This is a genomic window from Brevundimonas sp. (genome assembly GCF_003248455.1).
Classification (GTDB): domain Bacteria; phylum Pseudomonadota; class Alphaproteobacteria; order Caulobacterales; family Caulobacteraceae; genus Brevundimonas.
Map to the genome: position 1 here is coordinate 1 of NZ_QFNM01000007.1, position 25,476 is coordinate 25,476.

General features: G+C 66.9%; 30 protein-coding genes. All 30 read right to left on the reverse strand.

What is annotated here, in order from left to right; all coding sequences use genetic code 11:
* On the reverse strand, positions 1 to 3,480 hold a 3,480-nt coding region (locus DI624_RS04035), incomplete at its 3' end, for a hypothetical protein (protein ID WP_291536168.1).
* A 28-nt stretch (positions 3,481 to 3,508) separates the two neighbouring features.
* Positions 3,509 to 3,961 carry an NlpC/P60 family protein gene (locus tag DI624_RS04040; protein WP_291536170.1) on the reverse strand — a complete coding sequence of 151 codons (453 nt, stop codon included), beginning with the start codon at positions 3,959 to 3,961 and terminating at the stop codon, positions 3,509 to 3,511.
* A 2-nt stretch (positions 3,962 to 3,963) separates the two neighbouring features.
* A complete protein-coding gene (locus DI624_RS04045) occupies positions 3,964 to 4,434 on the reverse strand; it encodes a DUF1833 family protein (protein WP_291536171.1) in 471 nt (156 codons plus the stop codon).
* Positions 4,431 to 5,348, reverse strand: coding sequence for a hypothetical protein (locus tag DI624_RS04050; RefSeq protein ID WP_291536172.1), 918 nt, complete (start codon positions 5,346 to 5,348; stop codon positions 4,431 to 4,433). Before DI624_RS04050 ends, DI624_RS04045 begins: the two co-directional genes overlap by 4 nt.
* Positions 5,348 to 7,873: a hypothetical protein gene (locus tag DI624_RS04055; protein WP_291536173.1), complete on the reverse strand. Its 2,526-nt coding sequence runs from the start codon at positions 7,871 to 7,873 to the stop codon at positions 5,348 to 5,350. The genes DI624_RS04050 and DI624_RS04055 overlap by 1 nt, the downstream gene beginning before the upstream one ends.
* A 5-nt stretch (positions 7,874 to 7,878) precedes the next feature.
* Complete coding sequence (locus DI624_RS04060) at positions 7,879 to 8,718, reverse strand: hypothetical protein (protein WP_291536174.1); 840 nt, start codon at positions 8,716 to 8,718, stop codon at positions 7,879 to 7,881.
* Entirely contained in the window at positions 8,718 to 9,707 is a 990-nt protein-coding gene (locus tag DI624_RS04065) for a phage tail tube protein (protein WP_291536176.1), read from the reverse strand. Before DI624_RS04065 ends, DI624_RS04060 begins: the two co-directional genes overlap by 1 nt.
* Before the next feature lie 24 nt (positions 9,708 to 9,731).
* Entirely contained in the window at positions 9,732 to 10,037 is a 306-nt protein-coding gene (locus DI624_RS04070; protein WP_291536177.1) for a hypothetical protein, read from the reverse strand.
* 11 nt (positions 10,038 to 10,048) lie between these two features.
* Entirely contained in the window at positions 10,049 to 10,570 is a 522-nt protein-coding gene (locus DI624_RS04075; RefSeq protein WP_291536178.1) for a hypothetical protein, read from the reverse strand.
* Complete coding sequence (locus tag DI624_RS04080; RefSeq protein WP_291536179.1) at positions 10,570 to 11,373, reverse strand: DUF6441 family protein; 804 nt, start codon at positions 11,371 to 11,373, stop codon at positions 10,570 to 10,572. The genes DI624_RS04075 and DI624_RS04080 overlap by 1 nt, the downstream gene beginning before the upstream one ends.
* On the reverse strand, positions 11,370 to 11,786 hold the full coding sequence (locus DI624_RS04085) for a hypothetical protein (RefSeq protein ID WP_291536180.1): 417 nt from the start codon (positions 11,784 to 11,786) through the stop codon (positions 11,370 to 11,372). The genes DI624_RS04080 and DI624_RS04085 overlap by 4 nt, the downstream gene beginning before the upstream one ends.
* Before the next feature lie 24 nt (positions 11,787 to 11,810).
* Positions 11,811 to 12,014 (reverse strand): hypothetical protein, encoded by a 204-nt coding sequence (locus DI624_RS04090; RefSeq protein ID WP_291536181.1) that lies wholly within the window; start codon positions 12,012 to 12,014, stop codon positions 11,811 to 11,813.
* A 13-nt stretch (positions 12,015 to 12,027) separates the two neighbouring features.
* Complete coding sequence (locus tag DI624_RS04095) at positions 12,028 to 13,038, reverse strand: major capsid protein (protein WP_291536184.1); 1,011 nt, start codon at positions 13,036 to 13,038, stop codon at positions 12,028 to 12,030.
* 24 nt (positions 13,039 to 13,062) lie between these two features.
* Positions 13,063 to 13,440, reverse strand: coding sequence for a head decoration protein (locus DI624_RS04100; RefSeq protein ID WP_291536186.1), 378 nt, complete (start codon positions 13,438 to 13,440; stop codon positions 13,063 to 13,065).
* A gap of 3 nt (positions 13,441 to 13,443) precedes the next feature.
* Entirely contained in the window at positions 13,444 to 14,496 is a 1,053-nt protein-coding gene (locus DI624_RS04105) for a head maturation protease, ClpP-related (RefSeq protein WP_291536187.1), read from the reverse strand.
* Between the two features lie 9 nt (positions 14,497 to 14,505).
* Positions 14,506 to 16,035, reverse strand: coding sequence for a phage portal protein (locus tag DI624_RS04110; protein WP_291536189.1), 1,530 nt, complete (start codon positions 16,033 to 16,035; stop codon positions 14,506 to 14,508).
* A gap of 1 nt (position 16,036) precedes the next feature.
* Entirely contained in the window at positions 16,037 to 16,255 is a 219-nt protein-coding gene (locus DI624_RS04115) for a hypothetical protein (protein ID WP_291536191.1), read from the reverse strand.
* Between the two features lie 3 nt (positions 16,256 to 16,258).
* Positions 16,259 to 18,286: a terminase gpA endonuclease subunit gene (locus DI624_RS04120; protein WP_291536298.1), complete on the reverse strand. Its 2,028-nt coding sequence runs from the start codon at positions 18,284 to 18,286 to the stop codon at positions 16,259 to 16,261.
* Positions 18,207 to 18,968: a hypothetical protein gene (locus DI624_RS04125; RefSeq protein WP_291536193.1), complete on the reverse strand. Its 762-nt coding sequence runs from the start codon at positions 18,966 to 18,968 to the stop codon at positions 18,207 to 18,209. The genes DI624_RS04120 and DI624_RS04125 overlap by 80 nt, the downstream gene beginning before the upstream one ends.
* A 164-nt stretch (positions 18,969 to 19,132) precedes the next feature.
* Entirely contained in the window at positions 19,133 to 19,495 is a 363-nt protein-coding gene (locus DI624_RS04130; RefSeq protein WP_291536194.1) for a hypothetical protein, read from the reverse strand.
* Positions 19,496 to 19,663: 168 nt separating this feature from the next.
* Positions 19,664 to 20,191 carry a hypothetical protein gene (locus DI624_RS04135; protein ID WP_291536196.1) on the reverse strand — a complete coding sequence of 176 codons (528 nt, stop codon included), beginning with the start codon at positions 20,189 to 20,191 and terminating at the stop codon, positions 19,664 to 19,666.
* Between the two features lie 379 nt (positions 20,192 to 20,570).
* Positions 20,571 to 21,155, reverse strand: a complete 585-nt coding sequence (locus DI624_RS04140) for a hypothetical protein (protein ID WP_291536198.1) — start codon at positions 21,153 to 21,155, stop codon at positions 20,571 to 20,573.
* Complete coding sequence (locus tag DI624_RS04145; protein WP_291536200.1) at positions 21,152 to 21,841, reverse strand: hypothetical protein; 690 nt, start codon at positions 21,839 to 21,841, stop codon at positions 21,152 to 21,154. The genes DI624_RS04140 and DI624_RS04145 overlap by 4 nt, the downstream gene beginning before the upstream one ends.
* The gene (locus tag DI624_RS04150) at positions 21,810 to 22,733 is read right to left on the reverse strand and encodes a helix-turn-helix domain-containing protein (RefSeq protein WP_291536201.1); all 924 of its coding nucleotides are present in this window, start codon (positions 22,731 to 22,733) and stop codon (positions 21,810 to 21,812) included. Before DI624_RS04150 ends, DI624_RS04145 begins: the two co-directional genes overlap by 32 nt.
* A complete protein-coding gene (locus DI624_RS04155) occupies positions 22,730 to 23,209 on the reverse strand; it encodes a helix-turn-helix domain-containing protein (protein WP_291536203.1) in 480 nt (159 codons plus the stop codon). Before DI624_RS04155 ends, DI624_RS04150 begins: the two co-directional genes overlap by 4 nt.
* Positions 23,206 to 23,928, reverse strand: a complete 723-nt coding sequence (locus DI624_RS04160; RefSeq protein WP_291536204.1) for a hypothetical protein — start codon at positions 23,926 to 23,928, stop codon at positions 23,206 to 23,208. Before DI624_RS04160 ends, DI624_RS04155 begins: the two co-directional genes overlap by 4 nt.
* A 5-nt stretch (positions 23,929 to 23,933) precedes the next feature.
* The gene (locus DI624_RS04165) at positions 23,934 to 24,206 is read right to left on the reverse strand and encodes a DUF2312 domain-containing protein (protein ID WP_291536206.1); all 273 of its coding nucleotides are present in this window, start codon (positions 24,204 to 24,206) and stop codon (positions 23,934 to 23,936) included.
* A 1-nt stretch (position 24,207) separates the two neighbouring features.
* Positions 24,208 to 24,390, reverse strand: coding sequence for a hypothetical protein (locus tag DI624_RS04170; RefSeq protein WP_291536207.1), 183 nt, complete (start codon positions 24,388 to 24,390; stop codon positions 24,208 to 24,210).
* A gap of 127 nt (positions 24,391 to 24,517) precedes the next feature.
* Positions 24,518 to 24,964, reverse strand: coding sequence for a hypothetical protein (locus DI624_RS04175; RefSeq protein WP_291536208.1), 447 nt, complete (start codon positions 24,962 to 24,964; stop codon positions 24,518 to 24,520).
* A 56-nt stretch (positions 24,965 to 25,020) separates the two neighbouring features.
* Positions 25,021 to 25,278, reverse strand: coding sequence for a hypothetical protein (locus DI624_RS04180; protein WP_291536209.1), 258 nt, complete (start codon positions 25,276 to 25,278; stop codon positions 25,021 to 25,023).
* Positions 25,279 to 25,476: the final 198 nt, after the last annotated feature.

Sequence of the window (25,476 nt, forward strand, 5' to 3'; positions counted from 1 at the left end):
GGAGGTCCCGCCCGTGGTGACGGAGAAGAGGTCAGCCGGGTTCGTGACGTTTTCGCGCGCGACAAGGTTCTGACGGCCCATCGCGTTGAGCGCCGCGACGGCTTCCTGCTTCTGCGAGGTCGAGACGGCCGCTGCGGCCTCGGCCGCCGTCTTGAAGCCGCCAGCCTGCGAGGCGGACGTGGCGCTGGCGCCGGAGGCGGCCACGGACTCCTGCTTGGCCGAAATGGCGTCCGCCTTCGCCAGGATCGCGTCCGCTCTCGCAGAAACCGCGCCGTCCTTGGCGATGATCGCATCCGCCTTGGCCTGAATCACCGCCGCCTTGTCAGCCGCGACCTGGGCCGCATTGGCCGCCGAACTGGCCGTGTCGCCGTAGACCTCTTCAAGGTCCGCCACCGCCGCCGCGTTCGCCGCGCTGATCTGCTCGACGTCTTGAAGGCGGTCGGTGATCTCCGTAACCGCGATCCGAACCGGGCTCTCGGGGGACAGGTCGCCGGCGACCAAGCTTGGGGCCGTGTATGGCCCCATCACCCCACGGTCGCTCGGCGCGGCGGCTTGCGCTGTCCAGTAGGTGATGGCGATCCAGCATTGCGCGCCAGGCTGCATGCCGAGGATCGGCGCACGGACCACGCCTTCGACCGGAGGGCCGTCGAACGCGGCGTCCCATGGCCCATCTTCCGAGGCGCCATACTCGACCGTCACACGGCGCGGGTTCACCGATCCGACCAGACCGATGACGAGGAAGCCGGACTGGCGCGACCCGTCGGGAGCCTGGGTCAGTTGCGTGACCGACCAGTCGCCGGCCAGGGGCTTCTGGATGGCCTTCTCGTAGACCGTGACCTGAAGCGGCTGGACCGACGCCCGGCCGTCCGCTGTCACGGCCACGATCTGCACCTGAGCGCTCGTCACGTCGGATGCATCCGCCGGCAACTCGCGCAGAGGCGGCAGAACCGCCGTCATGGCGTTGGCGGGCAGGTCCGGCAGGGAAACCCAGGCCGACGACTGCCCCGCCGCCGGCGTCTGGCGCCACCGCACCGTGAAGCTCTTCACCGGCGACCCGCGCCAAGGCGGCATGGAGAAACCGATCCGAACGCCTTCCGCATCGGCCTGCCAGCCGAGCAATGTCGGCGTCGGCGGGTCCATCGACCGTTCGCGCGTCAGGCGGCTTTGCAGCGGCGGGATCGGCCCGGTTTCGGCCGCCATCAACAGCGGCGCGACATAGCGGATGCCGACGAGGGTGGCCGTCAGGTCCGGCCCCGGCGTGATACCGATGACCTCGACATCCTCGCTGATTCGCTCGGGTTCGCCGAAGGCGATCAGATCGCCGCCGCGGGGACTGACGTTCGGGTTGCGGAGGTCCGCGAAGCTGACGATGCGCGTGACGACTGGCTCCGTCGTCGCGGGATTGACCACCGGGACGCCGGTCAGCACTTGATCAGGCAGGCGCAGATCGAGCGCATAGGCCCGGCCCGGCTCCATTCGGACGGGCTGGCTCAGACGCAGACCGGAGACCAGACCGCCCGACCAGATGCGGTTCCTCACCGTCGCATTGGCGGTTCCGACCCGGTCCCAGGCCAGGCGAACCCGGTCGCCATAGCGGCAGACGATATGCTCGATGTCGGTCGACCAGCTATCGACACGGCGCTGATGCAGCCTTGCGGCGAGGTTCCACCGCCCATCGCGGTAGGCGCGCTCAATCGTCTGCTGGCCTTCCAGACGCAGGGCCTCGACCAGCGTCGCGGCCTCGATGACTTTCGTCGGATCGGCCGTCTCGCCATAACCATCCGCATAGACGTAGACCTCGTCGGCCTCGCCGCCCTGGTCGATGTTCTGGAACTCGACGCGCAGCGCGTGGACCGGGTCGGGGAAAACGATCTCCCAGCGGTGATCCTTCAGGTTGGAGCCGGCGAACAGTTGGCGCGGAGCGGGTTTCTCGGTCCAGGTCGAGGCCACCAGCTGCGTGCCGTCCCAGAACAGGGAGGCCCGGCCGTTCATGCCGAGCAGCTGCAGAACCGCGTCCTGCTTGCGGTCCTCGGTCAGATAGATGTGGGCCTTCCAGTTATACTGGTCGCAGAGCGCCGCCCATGTGCGCAGCCCCATATCCGCCTGGATCGAGGACAGCGGCAGCGCAGGCGCCGGGCCGGTCATCAGCCATCGCGTCACCGCCGCCGGGTTGGACGTGGGTGCGGGAGGCCCCCATGCGCTGCCGGTCCAAGTCTCGCAGATCGGCGTGATCCTGCAGGTGAAGGGCGCCAGGTTGCCCTGGTTCAGAGCCGAGGCCCGCACCGCGAACTCGATCAGCGACAGGGTCTCGTCCATCACCGGCTTGCGGAAGGCGATGGCTCGGATAGCGGTCCACCCGATATCGCACCTCCGCTTGGGGTTCGGGTCTTCCGACGGAGACCGCCTGACCTCGAACTGATAGCGGCCGAGCGGCAAAGAGATCGACCGCGTGAACCGCCAAGGGTCGCTCGACGACGACGTCAGGGGAATCGTCAGGCCGTTCGCCCAGGCGCCCGCGCCTGTCGGCACGCCGTTCTGATCGATCGGTCGATAGCGGATCGACACCGTCATAGAGGCCGCCAGCTTGCGGCCGTCGTCCTTGGCGAAATACAGGCCTTGCGGCATGAAGAAATCGAACTCGAACTGCTCGCCTTCCGCCGAAGCGGCCCGAACGACGGGCGTCGAGCCGTCCTGAGGTCCCGGCAACTCCTCCTGCAGGTCCAGCTGGTCCGTGTCGTTGGCGACGATGGAGAAGGTTCGGGGGCCTGGCGTCAGGTGATAGGCGACACGCACGTCGCCGGCGCCCATCGAACTGACCAGCGTGTCGCCGATCTTCAGGTCTTCAGCGGTGCAAGGGCCGTAGTGCAGACCCAGGATGCCGTAGATCCATTGGTCCTCGCCGAGCGCCTGGGTGAAGGTCTTGACGGCCAGGTCGGGCGCGACGACGACCTCGCCCAGCGCCAGGGGCATGGAGCCCCATTGCCGATACTGGTTGGACGCAGAGGACAGGGCGTAGCGGTCGTTCGCCTTGGCGACATTGGTCTCCGGCTTGAAGATGGCTGCAATCGCCATCTGCCCGGCCGTCAGAACGGCCGCCGCCGCCACTTGACGCGCCAGCATCGGCCAGGCGTTCAGAGGGCCTGCCGGGCCGCCGACCCACATGCTCACCGCGATCACGGCGATGGTCAGCAGGATTTGCCCGACGTCCTTCTTTCCGCCCCCGCCCCCGCCGAGCGGCTCGACCACGACATTGATCACCTGGCCCTCGCGCAGGACCATCGTCAGGGCGTCGTCGCGGTCCAGGCGAACCCCATCGACATAGATGTTCGTCCGCGCCAGATCGTCCAGCTTCAGATGCCCGCGCGCGACCGCCGACGTCAGCATGGTCCGCACCGTGCAGCCGGCCGGCGCCTCGACATAGGTCGTCGTGCGCGCGAACGGCTCCGGTGACAGAACGACAGGAACGCAGCCGTCAGCCATGGGACCTCACGATAGTCTGGCCGCGCCGTCAGGCGTGGCGGATGTCGGTGACGAAGGCGGGGACGAAAGCGCCCTTCAGCCTGTAGGCGGCGGCCGGATCGGTCAGATCGAACGTCGCGGTGCCGACGCGGATGTCGGCATGGAGAATGCGGGTCGCCGAGAGCATGAAGCCCACGTGTCCCGCCTGACCCAGCCACGAGAGCAGGGCGACGGCGCCGGGCTGCGGCTGGACCGGCCGCCATGTGGCGCCCAGCCCCTCGGCCAGGAGACGCGCCCGCTCGCGCCGACCGCCTGGCGAAACGATGCCGGCGGCGTAGAGGTCCTGATAGTCCGGCACGGTCACGCCGCACCATTCCCGAAGGCACCAGCGCGCCAGGCCGCGACAATCCCACCCCGAAGGCGCGTCGCCCTTCGCAAGGAAGGGGCGTCCGATCAGGTCCGCCGCCCGATCCTCCAGATCGGCCGGGACGGTCATCAGCATGGTCAGAACATGCCCGGCGTGGTCGAAGGCACGTATTTGACGGCGCAGGCGGGCTCTTCGCTGAAATCGCGCGGACGGATCACGGCGCTGACCTGCATAGCGTCGCCCTCTACGTTCGGCACCTTGGCGCCCAGCACGGCCCTTTCGACCACGTCCGGGTTTTCAACCCGAACCAAAGAAAGGTCGATTTCCGGCGGCGTCAGGGCGGCGTCGCAGGCTTCCTCGATGCGACGATCCACGTTGCCGATGGTCAACTTGCCCTTGCCGAACGGGTCTTCCTTGCTGGCGCCGTGCCAGACCAGTTCGAACGGATAGTGGGGATAGTTCGCGCCGTTGGACGTGATACCGTCGGGCCAGTCCGTGACCATGATCGGCGCGGGGTCCGCATCGGACCGGATCACGATCAGCTGCGCGACCGGCTCTTCCTCGCGTCGCCAGGCGGCCTCTACCATGTCTTCGGTGACGTCGGTCATGCCGTCTCCATCCAAAGGCCAACCTGCATGATGCAGGTCGGGCCGCGCTGTTCGACCATCACGGGCGCGCCATCGGCGGCCCAGCTGGCGATGCAGAGGCGGTCCGTGTCGGGTTCCACCATCCAGAAGTCGCCCGGCCCTTCGCGCCAGAACTGCTCCAGCACCGCGCGCTCGACGCCGTCGCATCGGACCTGGCCGACGAACTTGCGAACGGGGTCCAGGGCGACGCGCCGCGACTTGGGCCGTCCTGCGCCGGACTGATACTCGACCCGACCTGGCTGGGGCTCGCCGCCCGCGCCGCTGCGGAAAGGCTTCAGAATGTCGGGCCAGCCTTGATAGGCGAGGTCGGGATCGTCGTGTTGTCCCGGCGTCCAGAGCAACGGGGCCGCTCGCCCTGTCTCGACGACGGCCAGCATGGGCTTCAGCGTCAGGACCGTCACCGTCTGGTTGGCGGCCGTGGACTGAGCCTCGACCCAAAGACCGGCCTTCACCGTCGCGGCCGGCGCGATCTCTCGCTGCAGGACCGAATAGAAGCTGCCGCGCACACCGGCCCGGCCAGGGCTGTGGGTTCCGATTTCCGGCGCCCGAACCGTGAGGGGGCGGCTTGCGATCACCCCGCCGCCGGCATTGTAGAAGTTCGCGAAGGCGCGCGGCGCGACGGGCGTTTCGACCGTCCCCAGCAATCCGAGCGCACCGACCGACAGTTCGATAGTCTGCCCTGGCGACACGGGAACCCGATCCGCGGCGGCCGGCTCGACCTGAACCGACGCGCCCGAGGTCGGCACGACCTTCGACGCCCGCAGAACGGCGCGGCCAGGCGCGCCCCGGTTCTGCTCGTCGACCGACAAGGCCCCGGCCGAAAGCCAGTGCGCCGCGCCCTGAAGAAACCCGGCGTTCCACAGACCATTCGCCATCAGCGGTCCTTCCCTTTGGGGGTCTGCCGGTAGGACTTCGCCAGGGAGCCGTCCGCGCCCATTTTGCCGACGGCCTTGCGGACCATCGGCTCAAGGATCACGTCGATCCCCTCCGGCGTTTGCCGCGTCGTGGCCTGAAGCTTCTCGGACCCGTTGTTCACGACCGTCACCGGCATGCTGATCTGGGGAGAGACGACCATCCCGCCCCGACTGCCGCCGCCCATGGCCGCGTCGCGAAGCATGCGCTCGCTGCGCTCGGTGTCGTAGATGCGGGCTCCGGCGGGCATGTCCATCAGCTCCAGGCCGAGTTCACCGACCGGAACCAACCCGCGCGCGCCCTGCACGCCGCCGCGCGCCATGCCCTTCATCAAAGCGCCAGGCAGAAGGCCGCCAGTGTCGCCGACAGCCGGAGCGCCGGACTGTCCGCCGCCGAAGCCGCCCATGATGTTGGACAGCAGGTTGCCCAGGAAACCGCCGCTTCCCGACGACCCGCCGCCGAACAAGGCGTTGGTCAGGGGCTTGATCATCAACTGCTGGATCGCGACCTCCAGCAGCGCGTCCTTGATCTTCGTCAGGGCGGACACCCCCACAGCGCCCATGCGGTTGAAGGCGTCACCGGCGCTCGTTGCATTCGACCAGGCGTCGATTAGACCCTTGTTCACGCCGTCGAGGGCTTCGATGGCCTTGGCCTCAAGCCACTGTTGCGTTTCGGGTCCGGTCATCTGACTGTTGCGCCACGCCTCAAAGGGTCCGGCGGTATCGCGTATCACCCTCTCGCGCTGGGCGGCGTGAAGTGCTGGAAGGCGGGCGAGCAAATCCATTTTGCGCGCTTTCTCCATCGGGTCTCTTTCAGCCGCGATTGCAGCCTCAAGTTCGGCCCTCTGGCGGCGCTGCGCGATTTCCAGAAGGTCCAGCTCGATGGCGCGCCGCTCGTCCGAGGTCTTGGCGTTGGCGGACGCAAGCGACAGGATTTCAGCCTGGATATCGCTCTGCGCGCGCTCCGCTTCGAGCGCGGCCTCCCGCTGAGCATTCGTCATGTCCTGAATGATGCGGCCATCCTCCAGGGCGTCTGTCTCGGCATTCATTTCCGCGATCTGCTGGAAGAGAAGCTGGCGGCGCTCGTCCATCGCGCCCTTGGCCTCAAGGTCCTTCCGCATCTCCTCGATCTTGTCGTCTCGCTCCTTGCGGTCCAGCGCGGCCAGGCTCTTGGCCAGCTGGGCGCGATCCGTCGGCGCGTCGCCCGACCAGCGCTCCTGCGTGACGTCGCGGCGAGACGACACGACCTCGCGGTCAAGCTGCTCGTAAAGACGTTCGATCTCGCGCTGTTTCCGTTCGCCCTCGGCGGCACGACGTGCGGCGCCGCCATCTCCACCGCCGCCGCCGCCGCCACCGGCGCCGCCGTCGCCATTCCCGCCGGTTTTTCGGTTGAGACTTTGCGTGATAGCTGCCGACTGTCGCCGCAGCGCCGGATCATCCTGATCGACGCCACTGACGCCCTGATCAATGCCCGTGGCGTGTCGGCTACCCATTGCGATACCCGCCTGCCAAGCTCGCGAGTAGTTGGGGCTGAAAGGCAGAAACCTTGTCCAGTTTTGCAGTGAGACAGCCCAGCCCGGTCCTTTGTTCGATACGCGGTCCATCTCCACGATGAAGTTGCTCAGCCGCGCGCCCGCGTTGGCAAGAAATGTGGCCAACGGCTCGACGGCCCCATAAGCCATGGTCTTCAGCTGCTGGCCCGCCAACTCCGCTTTTCTGTCCGCCTCATCCAGCTTGCGAACGGTCTCGGCGTCCAAGACGACTCCCAAGTCCTTCGAGGCAGACAGTAAATCTCTTAGCCCGTCCTCCCCCTGCCTTAGCGCCGGCAAGGACGCCTCAATGCCGAATGCCCGCGCCGCAGCGACCTGTTCGGACCGATCGCTGATCAGTTCAAGGCGACCCGCTATCATCAGCATCAACTGATCAGCTGTCTGAATGCTGTCGAGATCGCCCTTGCTGATCTGAAGCTTATCGAACCAAGGCTTCAGCTTTGCGTCGCCGATCCCAGCTTTGAATTTGCCGAGGGTGCCGTTCAGCTTTTCGAGATCAGCCTCCAGCGCCTGGACTGGAACGCCGGTTTCGTCGGCGACATAGCGCCATTGCTGTAGCGCCTCCGTGCCGACCCCAATCCTGTCAGATGCATCGGTCAAGGCAGCAGCCGCCTGCGTCGCGTCGTTGGCGATAGCGACAGCGGAGGCGGCCCCCGCAGCGACCGCCGCGAAGCCCGCCGCTGCGGCAAGTCCCCACGGGCCGAACGATTGCAAAACAGACCCGACCGGGCCGGCCCTAGACGCAAATCCGTCCAAGCCGGACTTGGCCTCCCGCATGCCCGTGTCCAGGGCTTTCATTCCGCTCGTGGGCTGGCGCAGGGCGCGGTCGAGATCGCGCGCCATGCGACTGCCGGCCGGGCCGATGCTGGCCAGTTCCGCCCGCACCTGTTCCGCGCCCTTCAGCGACAGCCGAAGGTTGATGCCGCCGCCGTCAGCCATGGATGTCAGTCCTTCGACTTGGTGTCGGCATCTGCCTGTTCGGCCTCCGCCTCCAGCCGCCCCGCCTCGATGGCCCGGAAGGCCGAGAACGCCGCCGCGAAGTCCAGCTGTTCGCGGTTGTCCCCGACTTGGCCCTCGAACAGCAGGAGGGCTTCGCGATAACGCAGTCCCGAGATCACGCCCGTCATGCCCGCGCGCTCCCATATCCCCGAGGCCGTATGGGCGATGTCCCAGGCCGCGACGCCTTCCGGGGTCTGCGGGGCGTTTTGCAGGCGGGGGCAAATCTCGCCCTCGACCGATCCGCCCTTGGCGCACTTGTCGCCTTCGTCCACGCAGGCCCGGCAGCGCGCGGGACCGCCTGACCAGTGGTCCTTCGCCAGGGCGCGGAGACGAATGGTTTCGGCGCCCATGGGGCGCTTGGGCTGGTCGATCCAGGCCAGGAACGGCGTGAGCAGCGGAGAGTCGCTGCCCGGCGCCCCGTGGACCAGGGCGTCGTGGATCGCGTCGGGATCGGCGGGGTCGATCTTCTCGCCGGTCTGCTGGTTCTCCACGCCCGACCAGTCGATCAGGCAGAGGTTGGCGTAGCGCACCGCCGTCAGCAACGAGCTATAGCCGACGATCTGATCCAGGCTCAGGACATGCCCCTGATCCGCCATCTCGGGCTCCAGGCCCAGCGCTTCCAACTCGGCGCGGCCCTGGTAGATGCGCGACATGGCCTGCTGCACATCGGCCGTGACGACCATCTTGTCCGCGCCGTCCGGGCGGCGCAGCAGCCATTTGACGCCGGGCGCCATCGGCACCCACTGAGGTTCGGGCGCCTCCCAGGCGGGGTGCTTGGGCTGCATCAGGCGTAGGTCGCCTGGCTGTTGGTCAGCACCGCCGTCACCATCGAGGCGGCGGTTCCGATTTCGGCGCGGCCGCGCAGCGGAACGTCCAGACGGCCGGGGCCGCTCGTGCCGATGCCGACCCGCGCGAAGCGGACGTTGCGAATGGTCAGGACCAGCTTCATCGAAGCCGACAGCGCCCACTCCAACTCGAAATCGTAGGCGTCCTGGATGAAGGCCCCGACGGCGATCTTGCCCATATCGCGCATGGCGGCGCCCTTGAACCGGCCAGTCAGGTTGAGCGCCGCCGTCCGACCCTCGACCTGCACGTCGTCGACGAACTTCGACCCGTGGTAGCTATCCTCGCCGAGGACGTTGGCGATGGTGGCGTCACCCGAGATCACGGCGGCGAAAGCCGAGCCGTTGCGCTTCAACGTCCCGACCGAACGCGGAACACGATTGGCGATGGTGGGCGTCGTCGGCGTGCCGGCGATGGAGGCGCCGTATTGCTCGAGGCTTTCGCGGGCGAAGTAGTCGGCCGTGACGCGCGTGTAGCCGCGATCCGAACCGACGGGGAACTGCAGGTTCCGGGCGACCGCTCCGGTCGCGCCGTCGAACTGGGTGGGCGTCAGCTTCCGCTCGAAGGTCCGCGACGGGACCTGGACCGACGCGCTGTCGAAGGTGTGGACATAAGGGCCGGTTCCGGCCGTCGACGGCAGGCCGAGAAGTTCGGACAAGGCCCAGCCGATCTGGATCAGGTCCAGAGGCCAGGCGATCCGAACCGACGCACGGTGAACGTCGGGGGCGCCAGGCCGGGCGTCGATGCTGTTGGCGAAGCCGCCGCCCATCAGTTCGTCGTCCTGCGGCTCTTCCTGGGGCGAGGGCGAGAAGTCGTAGAAGTGGCGGCGGACGAAGGTCTGGCCGGGCGCGGCGGCCGGCGTGATCAAGGCGGTCTGCGAGGCGCTGTAGAGTTCGGCCAGACGGCCGCGCGGATCGTTCGAAGTCGTCATGACGGAGGCTCCGTTAGGGGAAGGTCAGGCCGTCCACGAATGGACGAAGGGCTGGGCCAGCTCGACCTCGGCGTCGGTGGCGACGCGGACGCTGTCGGTCGCCAGCAACAGCTTGGCGTCGGCGTCGGAGACCGCGATCACCTGACCGTGGACGAGACGCCGTGCGGAATCATCTTGGGTCACCGCCAGATGCTGAACAGCTGGCGGCGGCGCAACGCCGCCCTTGCGGCCGTCGCCGTCGTGGTCGAGCGGGTCGCGCTTCGGCGGCGCGGCATCGGCGGATGACGAACCCGGTTTGTCAGCGGCGGTCGTGTCGGCGTCTTTGGGCATCGGGATGTCCTTCAGGAGGCGGCGTTCGCGCCCGTGTAGAGGACGCGAACAGGGATCAGCGCCGTGGCGCAGGGCAGGGCGTTCTGAAAGGTGATCTCGTCCTCGTAGGCGGGCGGATCGATCTCGGCGCAGGTGTCCAGGGCGAGGCCGAGGGTGCGGTCGGCTTCAATCGCGGCGACGATGGCCGCGACCTCCAACCTGCGATGCCGGCGGCGTTCGGTTCGAAGCTTGGCGATGTCGTCGCCCTGGCCGGGCTTGATCTGGACGGCGTAGGCGATCACCAGCGTGACTTCGAGTTCGTCGGTCGGATCAGAGACCGCGCCGCGCACGAAGGCCAGCCTGTCTGGCGCGCCCTCGTCTTGGACCGCGACGGCGCGAAGAATGGTCCGGGCTGCGCCGGCGGGGTTGTTGGCCTCTTCCTTGACCTCAGTCCAACGGCTGGGTTCCGGCTCGTTGATCGGCACGGGCAGGTTCAGGGCCTGGCTCACGATGTCGGCCAGGCGGGTGGCGATGTCATCGCGGATTTCAGTCATCAGTCCTCTCGCTGCATCACGCTCATCTCGCCGGCGAGCGCATGCACGAAGTCGCCGGGGAACCCGTTCAGGATTTCGTCTAGCAGGGCGCGGCCCTTGATCCTGCGGCCGAGAGTCGCCGTCTTGGCCAGGGCGAACAGGGGGGTCGGAGCGGCGCTCTGGTTCTTGGCGTTGCGCCCTGTGGCGGTCAGGGTCCGGTTGTCGGCAGCGACGAGAACGCCAGATTGACGGTCAGCGGCGATGATCGGAACCAGGTCCACGCCGAGCGCTCGGGCGACCTGCTCCACATAGCTGTCGTCTTTTTCGAACCGGCCCCAGCTGTCTCGCCCGATCAGCCCCTTGCGCTTCTGCTGTTGCAGGCGACGAACGATGGCCTTGGAGGGACCGACCGGGATGGCGAGGAACTGCGCATTCCCGCGAACCTTGATCACGGCCCCGGTGTCGAAGACTTCGATCAGCAGCCTGGCGCGATTGTAGAGCCAGCCGGCGACGTCGAGGGAGTTCTTCTCTTTCGGATAGACGTTGCCGCGCCAGGTGTTGGCGAGGGCCTGGGCTCGGTGAAAACCGCCGCCGATGATGTCTTGCCGGAGGCGGCCCTTCCCGGCCTCGACCACCCGCTCCATGGCGCGCCAATATGCGCCGTGGAGGTCGCGCAGCTGAGCGTCGATGCTGTCCTGCAGCTTGCCCTGCAAAGCCAGGCCGAGGTCGCTCGTCGGGGCGCCCTCGACGGTCATCACCAGACCACGATCCCCCGTGGTGCCGAGTTGGCGTCCCCATGACGAGACGCCGCGAACGGTGCTCATTCCCGAGTGACCGGGCAAATCCAATCGCGTCCGCCTTGCGCCTCGTCAAGCCAGGGTTCGCCGTGGAAGATGAAATGCCGCCCGTTGATCGTGATGCGCTCGCCCGCCATCGGCCGAGGCGGCGGCGCGGGCCAGATATTTGCGAACTGAGGAATGAGCGCGGCGATCTGCGGCGGTTCGAGGCCCGACAGATCGGGCGCCTTCGCCGCGATCTCGGCAGCGGAAAGCCTGACGGTCATGCCCGCCATCATCGTCGGCATGCCCCCGGCGGACGTCCCCCGCTCGCCGCCTTCGAGGATGGCCGCAACCGTATAGGCCACGCCCTCCATTCGGAACCAGATGGCGGCTGTATCGTCAGCCAGTTCCGTGAAGACGGTGGCGTCGAGATCGGCCAGGAGGTCGCTGAAGCTCATAGAGACCTCCCGGCCGAAATCGTCTTAGGCCTTGGGCGACGGTTTCGGCTTGTCAGCCTTCTCCGGCTCGCCCGCTTCCTTATCCGTGTCGACGCCCGCGCCAGCCTCGACGGCAGCGGCGCCAACCTCGTCGTCGACCTCGCCGACCCAGCCAGCCGGCAGCGTGCGGCGGATGCCCTTATTTCCGGGCACCGGATAGGAGAAGTCGCGCTTCATGCGGATGTTCATGACGGTGCCCTCCTTACAGGGTCAGGCGCTTCATGACCTGCGGACGCAGGGCCACGGGTAGCACGTTGGATTCGGTGTGGACGTCGTAGCCCTTGCCGTGGGGCCGCTCGTCGGTCGAAACGAAGACCTTGGCGGCGGGGTCCGGCGCTTGGTTGGCGTCGTTGATCGTGTCCGGCGGGGAGACGTAACGTTTGAAGTACGGCGTGCCCAACGGGATCGCGATGGCCTCGTTCGGGTTGATGGCCGGACGGGTTTCCAAGGTGCCGTTGGCCAGGCGAACGGCGAACTCCTCATCGACCCGTTCTATAACGGCGCCGCCGTGATCGAAGCCGTCGTCCAGCGCGTCGCGGTTCGGGTTGCGCTGCGACGAGAAGTACTTGTAGGCGTCCTTCACCGTGGCGTGGCCGACGTACTGGGCGAAGAAGTTCTCGCCCGCCAGGATGCGAACGCCGGTCATCGGCGCACCCTTCAGAGCGCGTCGGATATCGGCCTTCAGGTTGCGGGTGACGTTCGCCACGTCGGTCCCGGCCGTGCCCAGTGCGAACGACTGCGGCGTTCCGTCAACGCCGAAGGTCTCGTACAGGTCGAGCAGTTCGAACCCATCGGCATCGAGGATCAGGCCGTTCAGCGCACCCCAGTCGAGGTGGGCGTGGGTCTGGTCGTGTTTGCCGCGCATTTCGATCAGCTTGCCGTTCAGCACGCCCCCGAAGGTTTCGAACAGACGCTCCTGGCCGTAGGCCAGCAGGTTCTGGAAGTCCGACGGCGTGATAGCGTCTTCCAGCGGGAAGTGCGGAATCTCGATCAGAGCCTGCGCATGGCGCTTGCTCATGTTCTTGTTCGTCGGCCCGCCGCGCTCGCGCGACGGGATGATGGTGAAATCGCCATCCTTAACGCCGACCTTCACGTAGGTGGTGGCGATCGGGGTGTCAGTGAACAGGCCGAGCTGCGCGAGGCGGCCGGTCTGGTACGGAGGGATGTTGATCGCCTCCGTCAGCTGCGCGTCGGCGAACTCCGGCGCGCTCATCAGGTCATGAACGGTGGACATGGCTTAGACCCCCCGGCGGGCGACGATGCCCACGGTTTCGAGTTGAGAGAGAGCAGTGGCCTTCTGGCCATCGGTGACGCCGCCGGCCCAGACCAGCGCCTGCTGGACGACCTCGGCGAGACGCGACAGGGCGACCACGCGGACGGCGTCGGCAGAGGTGGCGTCGACTTTCTCCAGCGAGATGCGCGACGCGACCTGTGTGCCGTCGGTCGCTGTGGGCGCCACGGGCTTGTACTTGCCGGTAGCCGTCACCTTCCCAAGCACGGCGCCGACTTCGACGATGCCGGAGCCGGACGCGATCACGATCTCGTCGCGGGAATAGCGGTTCGGACCTTCGGTCTTAACGACGTCGGTCTCGGTCTTCAGGTTGATCGGGGTCATGGATCAGGCCTCCTTCAGGCCGACGCGGCGCCGCATGCTCGCGGCGAGGCTGAAGCGTCCGCTACGCACAGGCGCGTGCAGTCCGCTGATTTCGTCTTCATCGGCATCGGCGGCCTGCTTGGAGGCGAGGGCCTTGCGGATGTCAGCGACGGGCGTCTCGGCCTCGATGAAGGCCTTCGCACGCTGAGGGACGCCGGCGATCTGGCAGAGGTCATTGACCTCCAGCGCATAGGCCAGGGCCTCCGAGCGGGCCGTCGCGACAGCATTGCCGTCCGGCGCCGGCGGAATCGGTGCGGCGGTGCTGTCGCCGCCCGTGGGTTTGGTCGTCATGGTAGGCTCCTGACGTTTGGGGGCTGCGGCGGCTGCCGCCTGGGTCGGCCGGGGCTTGCCCCAGCCGTTGGCGACCGCGAGCGCTTTGATCTGCTCGGGGACGTTTCGGAATGCGCCCGGCTCGTGCCGAAGCATGGTGAAGGCGAGGGGGTCGGGCTCACGCTCTGGGAACTCGATGATCTCGGCGCCCGTGCCGGTGCCGTCGTCGTTGCCGACGCGGTTCGCGTAACCGGCGGCGACCGCATCCTCGGGCGCGAACCAAACCTCGGCGTGCATGTCGGCCAGGGACTGCTCGACGGTGCGGCCAGAGCGGGCGGCGTAGATGCCCGCGTAGCTCTTCTCCAACGCCTTCAGGTAACGCAGCGAGGTCTCGTGATCCGCCGAAGTTCCCCACGTCATGGTGGCGGGGTTGTGGATCATCAGGATTGATCCCGGCGCCATCACGATCTCGTCGCCGGCCATCGCCAGCAGCGACGCGGCCGAGGCGGCGATGCCTTCGATCACGACCGTGACCTTGCCGGCGTGACGCGCCAGTGCGGCGTGGATCGCAGCGGCCTCCGAGGCGTAGCCGCCGTCGCTGTTCAGCCGGATTTGCACATCGGTGTCATGTCCGATTTCGGCCAGGGCCAAGGCGACCTCGGCAGCGGTGAAGCCGGGTTCGTCCCAGTAGAGAACGCCAACCGTGCCGGTGAGCACGATGGTTTGGTTTTCGACGATGACCGCCATGTGAAGCCCCTATGCGGTGACAGAAAAGCCCTGCTCGTCCTCACGAACGGCGGTGGGCGTGACCGCTTTTGCGGCGGTGTTGGAGAAGGTGAGGCCGAGCTCAGCCTCGCGGTCCCGGTCGGCCTTGATCCGGGCATCGACTTCTTCGGGGTCGAAACCTTCGGCCTCGATGATGTCCGAGCGAGACGTCCAGCCACGATCCTCGGCGAGGGCCTGGGCTTGGCGATCCTTCAGCGGATCGACCCAAGGCCAAGACGGCGGGATGTGCTTGGCGGCGACCAGTTTGTTCCGCTCGGCGATCCATTGCGCCGGCGAGATCGGCACGGCTCCGACGAGCACTGCCGCTTCCAGCCACCATTCCCAGACGGGGCGGCACATCTGAAAGATGAGCGTCATGTGCTGGAACTGGTCCATGCGGCGACGCTGCTCGACCTGGCCGCCGCGCTGGCTGCCGTAATTGGCCTTCGACAGATCGCCGCTGACGGTATGGTAGGGCAAACCGACCGCCGCGCTGATGGCGCACAGACTGCGGAACTGAAATGCTTCATAGGCGCCGCCGACATCGGCCGGCTGGCTGAAGGTGACTTCCTCACCCGGAAGCAGCACCTGCATGGTGCCTGGCTGAAGTTCGGCAATGCTCGCCTCAACCGACGTCTCGCTGAGACCTTCGCCGGCGCTTTCCGGCTGACCGTTGAATGCGGGCTCGTCCTCGGGACGCACCTTCTTGATGAACCCCGCGAACATCGCCGCCGTCCGCTTCCGGTCCAGTTCGGCGTCGTCGTACTGGTCCAGCAGATACAGGCGGACCATGCCCGGCGTGATGCCAGGCTGACCTCGAATCTGGCCGGGACGCAGCGGGCGGTACAGGTGAAGCACTTCGCCGGCAGGGACGCGGCTGCGCTCCATGCCGCGCCAGTTCATCGACGCTTCGCCGGGGTGGCTGCGTAGAAAGTGGTACGCGACGCGGCGACCGATGACGTTGAACTCGATGCCGGCGCGGATGACATTGCCGTTCGGCAGAGTCTCGTTGTGGGTCAGCGGCAACATCTCGGCTTCGAGAAGCTGAAGCTGCAGCGGAACGCTCAGGCCGTCGCTCGGCCGGCGGACACGGCGGCGGATGAAGCATTCACCCGCCTCGAACATGGCCCGCGCCGCCAGGGCCTGCATTCCATACAGGTCGGTCTGACCATCAGCGTCAGCCTCGTCGGTCCACCACAGGAAGGACGCCATCGTGGCCTTCTTCGTCTCGGCGTCCATGTTGAGGGGCGACGGCTTGATGCCCGTTCCCACAGCCGCCGAGGCAAAGGCTTCTAGCGCGTTAGCCGCGTAGGGGTTCTCCCGGCACAGTTGGCGTGCCCTTGCGCGGAGCTGATCGCCGCCTGACGACAGGAGCGAGTTGATGTTGCGCCGCTCGGCGACCCAACCTTTCAGGCGGCGGCCGAACCGGCTGGCCTCGAAGCCGAACGCTCGCGCCTTCGACCGCCCGCGTGACGGCCGCGAACTTGAGGCGCCCGCGTTTCTGGTCCACGGCCAGGCCACGTCAGAGGCCCTTCGTGCTGTAGGTTCGAACCTGACGGACCATGCGGCCGGATGTCAGGCGCCCCAGGTCGGCTCTGATCTCATCGCGGCGGCGACGGGTCTCGGAGAGGTCGTACTGTTTCGAGCGGTCGCCGCCCTGGACGCGGACAAGGCCGAACGACAGGACGGTGTTCAGGCGGGCGAGCTCGGTCTCCAGCTCTTCTCTGGTCGGTTCGGCCATATCTCATCCCCTGGTCATGTAGCTGCTCTTCACGACCCGGCGCTGGGGTCCGGCGCGGCGGCGGCGTTCGGGCGCGGCGGCGGATGAAGTCGACCCGTCGTCATCGTCGTCGGTGACGGGTTGAGGCTCAGGCGGCGGCAGATTGGCGATCTGGGCGACGAGGGCGTTCAGCTTGCCGCCCTTCGCCATCCAGCCGGCGAGAGCCGCATAGGCATAGACGCGGCAATCAAGGCCTTCGTTCGCGCGCCCCGGTATCGGCTCCCAAAACCGTATTTTGCGACCGCCGATTACCTTCACGCCGATCCGCTCAGCCGTGATCTGGTGGAACCAGCCGATGTCCCGGTCATGCGGATAGTGCATGTATCCGGGGCCGGGCCTCTCGACCTGAAGTTGGGAGGAGACCAGATCCTTCGCGGCTTGCGTGCCGATGATGTAGGGCCTGAACTTTTCCTTGTTCTTCGCGGTCGGGCGTTTCGCCGGCCAGATCGGTGAGCGTTGGCCTGGCCTGTCGCTGGCGCCCTTGATAGCCCAGATTTGGCGGGCCAGCCGGTCGATCGAGAAACGGTAGACCGATTCCGTGTGGTGCCCGCCGGAGTCATGACAGGCGGCGGCAATCGTGAATGCCCGTCCGTCTGTTCGTCGAAAGCGGCGCTTCAGATACTCGTCCAGCAGGTGCTGGGTGTGTGGATCGCGGAACGCGCCGGGGATGACCTCATAGTCGATGGACCAGCTCTCGAGGTCGCGACCCCAGCCCACCACCTCGATCTCAATGCGGTCGTCCTGCGTATCGATGCCGGCCGTGAGAATGGCGACTCCATCGGGCACCTCGCCCTCAGCCCACGTCTCGCGGCGGGCGGCCAGCATCTCGGCCTGAACAGCCTTTCCGGCGTTGCGGCGATAGGGCTGACCCTGCTGGGTGTTCCACCACGTCTGCAATAGGTCTTCGTCGCCCTGCGCCTCGATCCATTTGGCGGCGATCTTCGCCGGCCGGTCGCGCGGCCACGGGCTGTAGAGTTTTCCGGCCTGGAAGCCGGCGTGGCTGTTGTCGACACCCCACGTGCCGCAAGTCCAGCATTTGGCGCGATAGACCGCGTATCGGTCAGCCGCCCACCAGTCCCAAACCTGTTCGACGGGATCGGTCGGGCATTCCTTTGTCGCTCGGGCGTAGGCCTCGCGCGGGTCTTGTCGCTCACCGCAGCAAACGAACGGCCGCGTCTGGTGCCACCGAATGGTCTGCAGCGCGCCGAGTCGTTCGGCCTCGGTCCAGCCGACGCCGCAACCCTGGCAGAAAATCTGCGCCTTGTGGGTCTGGTGCTCGCGGGGGAGGCCCGGCGCTTCGGTCTTCGGCCACTGGACGGATGACCAGTCGAGGAACTGACGATAGGCGCAGTGCGGACATTCGACCGAGGCGCGCCGCTGGTCGGAGCCCTCATAGCTGCGCTCGATACGGCTTTCGCCGGAATAGGTTGGCGAGCAAACCCGAATGCTAAGGCCGCGCGTGCCGGCCGTAGCCAAACGCTCGTCGCCGATGGTGATGGGGTCGCCTTCCTTCAGAGGCAGATACTTATCGACCTCGTCGTAGAGGACGAGACGGATCGGCCGGCTGGCCAGGTTGGTGGGCGAGCCCGCGCCGACGAGGGCGAGATAGCCGCCGGGGAAGCCCTTATAGACCAGCGTCGAATCCGACCGCCGCGTCCGGCTGTCACCGACAAGGCTACGAAGGACAGGCGTGGCCTGGATGAGTGGGCCGATCCGCTCCTTCGAAAACTGCTCGGCCGCTTCTTCCTTCGGCTGAACCATCAGGATCGGGCAGGGGTCGAGGTGAGCGAAATAGCCGAAGGTGTTCTCCAGTAAGGAGGTCTTCAGCAGCTGGGTCGCGACCATCGCCGAGATTATCTCGACGCCCGGCTCGGTGACGGCGAGCATCGGCCCGCGCGCGATCTCGACCTGCTTAGTTCTCCACTTCCCCCGGCTGTTCCCCGCCTGCTTGGCGTGCTTCCGATATTCGTCCGCCCAATCCGGCACGCTCATCCTCGGCGGCGGCGTGAACCCGCGCCGCGAAGCCAGCGCCAGGCGAGCCAGCTTCTCCGAACGGGTTTTCGGGTTCGCCCATTTCGGCAAGCTGTTGGTGGACATGAACCGTCAGTGCCTCCACCAACTTCTCCGGCTCGATCCCCAGCTCAGCGGCCATGGTCGGGCCAACGCGGTCGGCGAAGCCCATCCAGACATCTCGTGATGCACGCGCCGATTCGAAAAGCGCCGTCTCGGCGTCGGCGATGTCGCAGAGTTCGTTGGCCTTCACGCGGGCGTCCAAGAGGTGCTTGAGCGCCAGCGCATTCTGTTTGACGGTTTCGGCCTCGACGGCGTTGGAATAGCCGCCGGCCGCGATGACGGCGACGAACCGTTGAAGGCCCGGCAGGCTGGCGAACTCGTCACCAACGTCGGATGCCAGGTCGCTGATCTCCTGAGCGAGGCCGGTTGACGCCGTCATCGTGGTTGACGGTTGACGGTTGACGGTTTGCGCGCCGGTTGACGCCTTGGTTGACGGTTCCGCGAACCGCCCCAGGCCGTGGTGGAGCATCAGCCGATCAGACGCCTCGACGTCGATCTTTCCGTCCACGATCTTCAACGCCCCCTTGGCTTTCCACTTGGAAACAGCCTGCTTGGTGGCGCCGTGCATTTCGCCGAAGGTCGCCATGCTCACGAGGGCCATCGTCAACCTCCGTCAACCGTCAACCAGATTTCGGGGGCATAGCTAGAGGAAGATCGCGCCCAGCCCGACCGTATTACGCCCTACCCCCTCGGGAAGGACCCGGATGCGAGGGGTTCGCGGGTCGGGGGCGGAAGGGGCGGGGCGTCAGACGACCCTCACAAGGGCTAAGCGCCTATCCATGACGCGGTGTGGGCGGCGGTCGAGCGCTGGAGGGCGCTCTCTATGCGGATGTCGGCTCTGACCGTCTTGGTGACGGCGCGTCCGAAGATGCCTCTGCGCTCGACGGTGTAGGACGGGCCGGTGATGGCGCTCGTCTGGGCTGACACCGCATCGGTGATGACGCGTCCGGTGCGATTGTCGATCACGACCCTTTCGTCGCCACGGAGCTTGAAGCTGGTCGGCATGGCGCTAGCCTCAGATTGCTGTCGGTCGATAATGCGGCCATCGGCCTTCAAGAACGGGTCGGCCATTGCTCGGATGCGGTCGGACTGTTCAGGGAAGTGGGCTGCGAGTTCTTCTTTGGTCATGGCGGACTCCATGTGCTGAGGACAGGTGCTTGAGGCCGCTGGTCGGGGCGGGTTGTCCAAGAGGCGCTTGATCTCTGGCCATCGTGCGTATGCGTCGTTGTTCATGACCTAGCCTCCATCTGCTCGATGGATCACGACCGAGAGGGCGCAGCCTGCGCGTTCTGCCAGTCAGGGCGCCACATCAGGAACGAAGATACGGAGACCGCCTGCTATCGCGAGGGCCGCCGCACCGCCTACTGCGTACCAAAGGCTCGTATTTAGATGCTTGGCTCGCTCGCAGTTCTCGACGTCAATCTGGGTTATCGCGGTCTGAATGGCCCCGGCAGCCCAAGAGCGGGCGTCGTTCTGAGTGAACGTCGTGAGGACGAGGGCCCCACGCCACCACACTGGCGCGATCCCGGGAAGCTGGATGGCGTCTGACCTTATCCCGCGAAAGGCGACGCACCCGCCGACGACGAACGCCAAAGCAGCGATGCCGAAAAGCCAGCGCTGGAAGGGCTCTACCTCCACGCTAGCAGACAGCGCTGCGGCGGCGAACTGGAGGGCCGCCACCTGAGTGACTCTCTGGTCGAGCGAGTGAGCGGCTGTTTGCAACGCTCGAACACGCTCCATGGCTTGCGCAACGATCAGTTCCGAAACATCGTTCGGCAACGTGTGTACGATCTCTTCCGCCAACTCCTTCTCGGTGTCATCCATGAGCCGTCCTCCACAATCTCCGCCCCCGCCGCCGCCGACCAGGCGTGACGCGCCAATGCGCGATAATACGCGATCCCCGCCGCCGCCGCCTCCTCCCCCGCCACCCCCGCGCCCGCAGGGCTGATCGACACGCTGGGTTCCTGACAGGATCACGACCGAGAGGCCGGCGACGGAACTTGAACCTGCGACCTCGACGCTGCGGTTATCGCTTCCGCTTACCCGCGTCCCCGCGCTCTCCCGGCTGAGCTACGTCGGCGCTCTCGGTCGTGTGGTGTGTCGGTGGCACCAAAGAAAAACCCCGCGCCCTGGGAGGTGCGGGGGTTTATGTTCCAGACGCGCGAAGCGACCTTGGCTTTTGTCCCACTGTTCGGACGCATCGTCAAGCAGCAGCGCGCAGCTCTCTGTGGGCTCGTTCCAGCCTGCCAATGTTGTCTCGGATGAACGCCACGGCAGTGCAGGCGGCCCGCACCGCGCCGGCCTGGGCCTGAGGATGGGTCTCGCTGGTCGAGCGCTCGACGACCGCGCGCCATCGCGTAATCAGGTCGGCGTCTGGCTTAAGCAACTCCATCAGCATGCGCCCATGCGCGGGCGCCATGTTGGCCAGCACCACCTCCAGTCGGAAACTGGCCTGGATCATTGCATCGGTGATGTTCTGTCCCGGCGCACCCTCAGTCGTCGACCGCACGAAGTCCGGCCGGCGCTCCTGGCCATTCTCCCCGTTGGCCGTCCGCACCAACTCATCCAGCCAATCGACGGCCGCGCGCTCGGCGCCGTTCTGGTCCAGCAGCGTGTTGAAGCAGTTCAGCCGCCATGCGCCGGTCAGGCGTCCGGTGCGTTTGTCCACGTTCACCGCAGTCGATGGCTGAGCCCGGAGGCGCGCGACCTCGGCGGCGTTCTCCTGACGCTCGGCCTTATGGCGAGCGGCGGCGCCGGGATCGTAGGGCTTTTTGCGTTTCCGGCTCATGCGGCGGCTCCATGCTCGGGGTGTTCGTCATTCTGATTGTGCGGATTGGGAAGGATCGCGCCCTCCGCTTCCAGCTTCGCCCGCATCGCCGCGCTCATGTGGCTGCCGGCGGGCAGGGGCGCCGAAGGCGTGGGCCTCTGCGCTGCGCGCCGGGCCGCCAGGGCTCTCGCGGTTGGTGTTTCGGACAAGGCCGCCAGGGTTTCCGCCACCATGGCCTGAACTTCTTCGACCGAATGCTTGACCACCGGCGCAGAAACAGCCGCCGCCACCGCCTGCGCTTGGACCACCGCCGCACGGGCGCGGGTGTAGGCGCGAGTCCAGCGGCCTGGAGAAGTGCCTTGGCGGGCCAGATCGGCGAGGCGACCGGGCTTGGGCAGGAACTCGGACTTCGGGTCCGCAACATGGGCCTTCATGCCCGCCTCAATCTGCGCGGGCGTCAGACCACCGAGAGCATCGAAATAGTCGGCCCAGAACGCCGCCGTCTCGCCGGTATCCCGTTCCGGCTGCGGGTAGGTGGCGAAGCGGCTGCCGATGATGTCCCTGATCTCGGCTTCGGTAGCGGGACGAAGGGCGGCGGCGCGCAGCGCGGGCATGACTATCGCCGCTTCACTCCGAAGCAGGTCGCTCTTGGCGATGACGTCGATGGCCTTGGCGTCAGTAGGTTCGTCGAGCAGCCACGAGGTCAACGGCTTGCTCAGCACCGGCGTAGTGACGGTCGAGGTTCGCTCGTTTTGCGGACAGCTTAGCGCTCGGGCGGTGTTCATGGGCTGGGCTTGCATGGCTCTGGGCTTCCGGGATCGAGAGGGCGGCTCGGTTGTCCGCGATGGATTGGGCGATGGCGGTGTCGAAGAACTTCCACGTCCCGACGGCTCGGCGCTGCTTGCGGGCCAGCGTCACGACCACCGGCATCACGTCGTGCTGCCAGGACGCACCGTCGCGGCGCCAGGCGTGCAGCCGGCCCAGCGTGGTCGCGAGACCGGGCTGGCGGGCGGGATCGAGGTGAACCGTGCCCGCCTCTTCGACCAGCAGGGCGGCATGGCGGCCGGCGTCGCCCTCGGGCCAATCATCGTCCTCCGGCTGGCTGGTGGACGTCTGGACCACCGTCACCGCCTGCACGTTCGTCGGCGCTCGCGCGTCAACAACAGCGAGTGATGGTTCTAGTGACGGTTCGAACGTAGTGAGGGTGGCACGTGGTGCAGTCTGTACCGGCACGTCGTGCAGTCTGTCGGCGTCGCAGACTGCATCTGGTGCAGTCTGAACGGATCGGCACCTCCTGCCGCCTGCACGTGGTGCAGTCTGTGTCTCGCCGCCGTCGGGGAACAGGGTGAACAGGTCAGACGTCTGCGTGCCGTTCTTGCGGCGGCGCGTGGCCTTCTCGATGGCCCTGACGCTGATCAACAGCTGAATGGCGTTGCGCACGGCCCGGTCGCTCAGGCCCGTCTCTGCAACGATCCGCTTCACCGGAGGGAAGCACTGCGCGTTCTCGTCCGCATAGTTGGCCAGGGCCAACAGGACCAGCTTGGTCGTCGGGCTCGGGGCCTCGAAGGCGAATGCCATGGAGATGCACTGGACGCTCATGGCGCTCTCGCCATGGCCATGACCACGTCGCACCAGGCGCGACGGGTCTCGTATGCGCGAACGCCCGCAATGACCGTCGTGTGGTCGCGACCTCCGAACAAGGCGCCGATGCGCGGGTAGGACAGGCCGAAACGGGCCTTTATGGCCGCCATGGCCTCGTGGCGAGCCCAGGCGAAGCGCTTGCTATGCCGCCGCGAAATCAGATCGGCAGACCTTAGACCATACCGAGAGGCAACGCCCTCGATCAGGGACATCTGCGCCTCTCTGGGAGACTGTCCGGCAGGCGCGGCCACGAGGACCGGCGTCAGGGGCGGCGTGGGCGGCGGCGTGTAGCCGATGCGCCTAGGCCGGAGCGGCTCCATAGGCCGCACCTGGTCGACGTGCATTCCGCAGATCATCGACACGGCCTGAACGCTGTAGCCCCGTTGCAGCAGGGCCGCTGCGTAGTCTCCGGGCGTTGACGCGTGCAGCGTCATACTGAAGCACTCCGGGCGCGCGAGGCGCTCCAGCCTTGACGGAACGCACGCGAAATCACCGCGGACTTCGTGGCTCCGGGGATACGCTGCGCCACGACCGACGCTGGATATCCGGCCGTTACGAAATCCCTCAGGACCAACTGGTCCAACTCCGGCGTCCAGTCCACGCTGGCGACGCGGCGGCGGCTGCGGGGGCTCAACCCCAGGCGTCGCACCATCTTTTGAATGCCGCTGCGCTGGATGCCGAAGCGGGCCTCTAGGTCGTCCAGGCTGACGCCGGCGGCCCACAGGGTCTTGAACAGCGCCTCTCGGGCGCTCCGATCATCCTTTGATCGCCGTTGCAGCCCTTGGCGCCTGATCTGGGCTTTCGTGGCTTCGTCCGTCCGATTCAGCGCGGCTGCGCAGGCTTCGGCCGAAAGGCCGTGATCCACATACATCGTGCGAAGCCTCCGAACGTCTTCTGGCGTCCAGGGCGCCGGCGGGTCAGGGCGCGCAGGGGATGGTGACGACTCGCGCAATGCGGTCTGTTCGAAAGACAACACGGCCCGCACGTCCGTCTCACAGCGGCCCGTGATCTTGGCGATCTGCGCCGCTGTCGCTCTGGAGCCCAGGCGACGACGCACACGTTCGATCTCGGCGCGGTCGACGTTGCCGCGCCGAGTGGTCGCGAACGCCCCGGCGCCGTTCAGCGCCGCCGCTGCATTCACACTGAACGCCATGACGATCAGACCTCGCCGAGAGCGGACAAATAGAGGTCCATGACGGCCTCTTCCTCCTGGCGCTTGGCCTTGTCCTGCTTCCTGATGCGGATGACCTTGCGCAGGACCTTGACGTCGTAGCCCTCGCCCTTGGCCTCGGCGAAAACCTCCTTCATGTCGGTCATGACGGCCTGCTTGTCCTCTTCGAGGCGTTCCAGCCGCTCGATGATGGTGCGCAGGCGGCCCGCCGAGGTGCTGGTCAGAATGTCGGGTTGGGCGTCGAAGTTGGCGGCGGCCATGTCAGGCTCCAGTTGGTTGGCCCCGAAGGGCGGCAAGGGTGAAATCGCGGCGCGCCCTCCGCTCCCGGCCGACCTGACGGTCTGCGCCTCGGGCGGCGGCGGCGCGTTCGCGCATCTGGGATTGGCGGTGAAAGGCCGCGAAGGCGTCGTCGACGGCCGGCATCGGCAGGGGCGCGTCGAACAAATCGGCGTCCCTGACCGGCTCGCGAAAGCAGCCGCAGTTCCGACACCGCGCCCAGGGCATCAGATCAGCCTTTGGCGGTGCAGGAGGATCAGCAATGCAGCGTGGGCATGTTGAAACAGACGTCCCATCAGGCTCGCACCTCCCTCAGGTGGGCGCTGCGCAGGCCCTTTCGCAGGATGCTGATGCGCTCTTCCAGATCAGCCAGTTCGTGGTCGCAGTTGCTAAAGTCCGATGCCGAGACGGAGCCGTCAGCCATCGACTCTTGCACTGCCGCCAGCACGTCCGACGCGTCGCGGATCAAGCCGCACGCATGGTGCATCGGATCGGCGACCACCGTCACAGGCGCATCAACCTCGCCACGCTGGGCATCGGAGTAGAGCGTGGTCCCGCCGGCGACCTGCAGCGCGCTGATCACGTCCCCCGGCATCGATCGGTCGGGGCGATTTGGGTTCTGATACAGCGAGAGGTCGCTTTCGCGAACGCGACACAGGTCGGCCGCCTTACGCAGCCCCCCGACATGCTCGATCAGGCGGCGGGCGAGGTGGGCGTGTTCGAGAGCAGAGAGCCTGTCCATGATATGTTCTCGTGGGCTTTCGCAGTGACGGTGAAGCTGGTGGGGGCGTAGGACGATCAGGCCGCCGGTCGGGGCGGCTCAGGCGGATGTTCGACGTGCGGGTCATTGGCGACGGGAAAGGGCAGGATGGTCGCGGAGCGAGGCCTGAGACCGTGCTCGCTCAGGAACTGACCTATGGCCGCGACCTCTTCGGGCGTGGCCTCGCGAAAACCACCGCACGGGGGATGATCGACCACCGCCCTCAGATCGGCGGCCAGGCCGATGGCCACGGCCAGGCGGTTCTCGAACCAGGTGTTGAACCACCGCATCAGCATGGGATGCTCCGGCGGGAGCGGAGGGGGAGGGGAACCCCCGCCGGAGCACACGCGCACCCCTTGGGGGCCGAGGCGCGCGCATCTACAGTGGCTTTGTCACAACCCACTGGAGAGGAAAGCAGATGTTCGATAATGCTGAGGTTGGCGTTCCCTGCCCGAAGTGCGGCCAAGAGAATGTGCGCACGGTCGGAAGCCTTC